3 protein-coding genes are annotated in these 4,915 nt (G+C 61.8%); all 3 read left to right on the top strand.

The annotated features are described in order from the left end of the window. Positions 1-1,512, top strand: a 1,512-nt coding sequence (locus tag ABYO54_RS13990) for an ATP-binding protein (RefSeq protein ID WP_372808866.1), incomplete at its 5' end; no start/stop codon positions are given. A gap of 1 nt (position 1,513) precedes the next feature. After that, positions 1,514-2,251 (top strand): hypothetical protein, encoded by a 738-nt coding sequence (locus tag ABYO54_RS13995; protein WP_372808867.1) that lies wholly within the window; start codon positions 1,514-1,516, stop codon positions 2,249-2,251. A gap of 142 nt (positions 2,252-2,393) precedes the next feature. Next, complete coding sequence (pheT, locus tag ABYO54_RS14000; RefSeq protein WP_372808868.1) at positions 2,394-4,793, top strand: phenylalanine--tRNA ligase subunit beta; 2,400 nt, start codon at positions 2,394-2,396, stop codon at positions 4,791-4,793. The last annotated feature ends 122 nt before the right edge of the window (positions 4,794-4,915 follow it).

The following is a 4,915-nucleotide window of genomic DNA, read 5'->3' on the forward strand; positions in this document are numbered from 1 at the left end:
CAGGCGCTGCGCGGGGCCGACCTCGGTTTCTGGCGCTGGGATGTTCCGTCCGGTGCAATGCAGGTTAACGGACAGTGGCACCGGATGCTCGGTTGCGAGCGCCGCGAGATCGAGCCGCACGTCGATTACTGGAAAAAACTGATCCACCCGGACGATTTCCATCGGGTGATTGAAGCGCTGGATCGGAGCCTACGCAACCATGCGGAGCATTATGAATCCGAATACCGGATGCTGCACAAATCCGGCGAGTGGGTATGGATTCTGAGCCGGGGTCGGGTGGTGGAATGGGATGGCCTCGGAAACGCGGTGCGCATGGTCGGAACCCATCTGAGCATTACCCCGCACAAGAAAGCGGAAAAGCGCATGCAGGCCGCGAAGGAGCTGGCGGAAAAGGCCAACCTCGCCAAGAGCGAGTTCCTGGCCAACATGAGCCATGAGCTGCGCACGCCGATGAACGGCATCATGGGGCTGGGGCAGCTGCTGCAGGACGATCTGAAGGGCTCGGAGTGGAGCGATATGATCGACGACATTCTTGAAAGCGGCGAGGCCATGATGAAGCTGATCAACGGCTTGTTGGATATCTCCTATCTCAACAATGCCAACATCAAGCTGCGCAATGTCGACTTCGACCCCGGCGAGGTCGTCACGGATGTCGCGACGTTTTTCGGCGCGCAGGCCACCGCGAAAAAGCTGAGGCTCACGGTCGGCCACAGCCGGCGCATGCCCGTCCGGATTACCGCGGACAAAATGCGGCTGCGCCAGATCCTCTCCTCGCTCATCGAAAATGCGGTCCGGTTCACGCCGGAGGGTTTTGTGCGGGTCCGGACCTTTTTCCGGCACGGCTCCAAGGCCGCCGGGACGCTGACCGTTTGCGTGCGGGACTCCGGTCCCGGCATTCCCGAAAATCTGCGGCAGGAGATCTTCGAGTCTTTTGTGCAGGCGGATGCCACGTCCACCCGCTCGTTCGGCGGGGCCGGGCTGGGACTGGCCCAGACCCAGAAGCTGGTGGCGGCCATGGGCGGCCGGCTGGCGCTGCGAAGTTCGCCGGGGAAGGGGTCGGTCTTCATCGTCCAGCTTCCGGTCTCGATCCCGCAAGCGGGCCGTCGAACGCAGAGCGATGTTCCGGTGGTTCTGATCGTCGAAGATCAAAAGCTCAATCAGCTGGTGCTGAGCAAGATGGTCCAGCGGTTGGGGGGACGGGTCGAGATTGCCAACCACGGCGCGGAAGCCGTGGAAATGTTCGAGCGCCGCAACTACGACCTGATCTTAATGGATATCCAGATGCCCGTCATGAACGGAGTGGATGCCACGCGGGCCATCCGCAAGCTGGAACTCGATGCCGGTTTCCCCCGCACCCCGATCTGCGCCGCCACCGCCTATGCCATGCCCGGCGACCGCGAAAAGTTCCTCGCCACCGGCATGGATGATTTCCTCTCGAAGCCGCTGAGTGTCGATGCCGTTCGCGCCGTTTTCGACCGGCATGTGGTGAAGCAAGCAGTCAAGGAACGGTAGTATGAATAACAAGAAAACAAGCCCGTCCGGCTGGTTCCAAATCAAAAACCTGCGCGCGCAGGATGCGCATGCCCAGGCCAAAATCGCACTGGTCCTGATGGCGGTCATTCCGGCGCTCTCCCTCTACTACATCGGCACGCAAGGCGCGACAAGCGGGGGCATGCCTTTCGGGGCGGAAGTCGTCATGTTGTGCTGCACGATCTTTGTCGCCGTCTCCGGCTATCGCATCCTGCGGAAGTACCCGGAAAACATTGTCCGGTTGCGCCAATACATTCAGGACGTGGCCGAGGGGGCGCTGCCGGAGCGGATTACCCTCGAGAACGCGAGCTACAGTGACGATCTGAAGTTCATCGAGGATAGTTTCAATACGATCCTGTGCGAAATGAGCGCCCGGCTGGTTATTATCGAAGAGCGCTGGCGCATCGAATCCGGACTGCGAAAGGCCCTTGAAGAGCAGCAGCGGGCGTTGGTGCAGGCCGAGCGGCACCGGGCCATGATCCAGAGCATCGGTGCGGCCTGCCACCATTTGGGGCAACCCGCAACCACGCTCCGGATGCGCCTCTTTATCATGAAGGAGCAGGCGCAGACCCTTCAGGAGGTGCTGGACATCGAGGAAAGCATCCAGGAAGTGGATGCGATCTGCACCGTGCTCCAAAGGCTCCGGGAGGTCAATGAGTTCCGGACCGAGCCGTACCTCCAGGGCGGCGATGCGGGCGCCAGCGAGATCCTTGCCATTTAGCGGCGCGACCGTGAAGGGGCGGCCACGGCCGTCGCAATGGCGTCTCCGGACCACCGCCCCGCACTACGCCTCACGAAGTACTTGAGCCGGTTCGGCCCAACCGATATAAACAACGCTCATTTTTTCCAATCGGAGTAGAGCTATGAAAGTACCGGTCAGTTGGCTGAAGGAATATGTTGATTTCGAAGATACGATCGAGGGGTTGTCGGACAAGCTGACCTTCGCGGGGTTGGAAGTGGAAGCCATCGAAACGATCGGCTCCGATTTCCCCGGCGTGGTCGTGGGCGAAATCCTGGCCATCGAACCGCATCCGGGGGCCGATAAGCTGCGCCTGTGCACGGTCGAATACGGTGCCGAAGAGACGATGCGCGTGGTCTGCGGCGCGCCGAACGTGGTCGTCGGCGGCAAATATCCCTTCGCTCCGGTCGGCACCACCTTGCCCGGCGGCTTCACGCTGAAGAAGGCGAAGATCCGCGGCGAGGTTTCGATGGGCATGCTTTGCGCCAAGGACGAGCTCGGATTGGGCGAAGACCATTCCGGCTTGCTGGTGCTCGACGCCGGCCTCGCGCCCGGCACGCCGTTCGTCAAGGTTTGGGGCGAGCCGGAGACGGTCATCGAACTCGAAATCACGCCGAACCGTCCCGACTGCCTCTCCATGATCGGCGTCGCCCGCGAAATGGCGGTGCTCTATGGCACCGAACTCAAAATGCCGGCCATCGCGATTTCCGAGACCGACGAAGACGTCAACGCCGAGATCGCCGTGCGCATCGACGACGAAGCCAAGTGCCCGCGCTACACCGCCCGCGTCATGAAGGGCGCCAAGATCGGGCCGTCGCCCGACTGGATGCAGCAGCGCCTCGAAGCCGCAGGCATTCGCCCGATCAGCAACGTGGTCGACATCACCAACTATGTCATGCTCGAAACCGGCCACCCGTTGCATGCGTTCGACAAAAACACCGTCGCGGGCGGACAGATTATTGTCCGGACCGCCAAGTCCGGCGAAAAAATGCATACGCTCGACGGCTCCGAACGCGCGCTGGCCGAGGACATGCTCGTCATCGCCGATGCCGAGAAGGCCTCCGCCGTCGGCGGCGTCATGGGCGGCGCCGATTCCGAAATCAAGGACGACACCTCCACCATCCTGCTCGAAGCCGCCGCCTTCGAAACCGCTTCGATCCGCCAAACCGCCAAGAAGCTGGGGCTCGGCACCGATGCCTCCTACCGCTTCCAGCGCGGCGTCAACACCGATTCCGTCGAATGGGCCAGCCGCCGCGCCGCCGCGCTTACCTGCGAACTGACCGGGGCTTCGCTCTGCAAGGGCGTCGTCGATGTCTATCCGCGGAAGAAAGAGCCGATCAAGATCCCGTTCCGCTGGAGCAGGATCGTTTCCATGATCGGCGCCGAAATCTCCGTCGATGAAATGAAAGCCATCTTCGGCAAGCTCGAAATCGGGATCGAAGACGGCGGGGAAACCGCCGTTGCCCTCGTCCCGAGCTTCCGCCTCGATCTCGAGCGCGAAGTGGACCTGGTCGAGGAAATCGCCCGGATCCACGGCGTCGACCGTGTCCCGGCCAAGACGCCGCTGGCCAAGGTCATCCCGGGGGCCGACGACTCCCGCGTGCGCGCCATCGCCGACCTGCGCGGCGTGCTGCAGGGCCTCGGCGTGAGCGAAATCATGAACTACACGCTCGTCAACCATCCGCTGCTCGACCTCTTCAACAAGGAAAACCGCGACCGCCGCGAAGCGTTGCCGCATCCGATTTCGATGGACCAGTCGGTCATGCGCACCTCGCTGATTCCGCAACTGGTCGAAAGCCTCGGCCGCAACCTTTCGCGCCAGATCGGCGAGGCCTGCTTCTACGAACTCGGCCGCGTCATCAACCGCGTCGACGGCGAGCCGGTCCAGACCGAAACCGTATCGCTCGGCATGATGGGCCCCGTGGGCCGCAAGCTGCTCGACAAGCGCGGCCCGGTCAAGGACGAGGAGATGTATGTCTGGATGAAGGGCCTTGTTGAAAAACTCTGCGCCGCCCAGAAGCTGGTTCCCGCATTCCAGGCCGAAGAGCGGCCGGAGTTCCTGCCGGGCAGCGCCGTTTCCATCCTCGTCGATGGCGAAACCGTCGGCTGCATGGGATTGGTCAACAAAACCGCCCGCGGCGAATGGCGCCTGACGGGGCCGGTCGCGGCCGCCGAAATCAACCTCGAAGCCCTGCTGAAAAACGTTTTCGCCATCAAGAAGACCGTGGAGCTCGCCCAGTTCCCCTCCATGAGCCGCGATATTGCCCTGGTGCTCGACGAATCCGTCACGCACGAGGAGGTCGTCAAGCTGATCGAGAAGGCCAATCCCGAGAATCTCGAATCGTTCGGCCCGTTCGATGTCTATCGGGGCAAGGGGGTCGAGACGGGCAAGAAGAGCTTGGCGTATTCCTTTGTCTACCGCTCCGCGAAACAGACGCTGACCGATAAAAAGGTCAACAAGGCGCATCAAAAACTGATCGACTTCCTCTGCAAGCAGCTCGGCGCCTCCCTGCGAGAGGGCTAGAAAAAAACGAGCTCTTTATAATGGTTATCTGGTCGGTCGGACGGTATTGATAGTTCCATGCAAAATTATACACATCGTCTAATCGCCCTTCTTCTGCTGAGTGCCGCCGCTGTCCGAGCGGA

This window comes from Pontiella sp. (assembly GCF_041622395.1).
Taxonomy (GTDB): Bacteria; Verrucomicrobiota; Kiritimatiellia; order Kiritimatiellales; family Pontiellaceae; genus Pontiella.

Bases quoted from the DNA above. Each gene is read 5' to 3' on its own strand.
- ABYO54_RS13995 (WP_372808867.1), top strand. From the start codon at position 1,514: ATGAATAACAAGAAAACAAGCCCGTCCGGCTGGTTCCAAATCAAAAAC.
- pheT (WP_372808868.1), top strand. From the start codon at position 2,394: ATGAAAGTACCGGTCAGTTGGCTGAAGGAATATGTTGATTTCGAAGAT.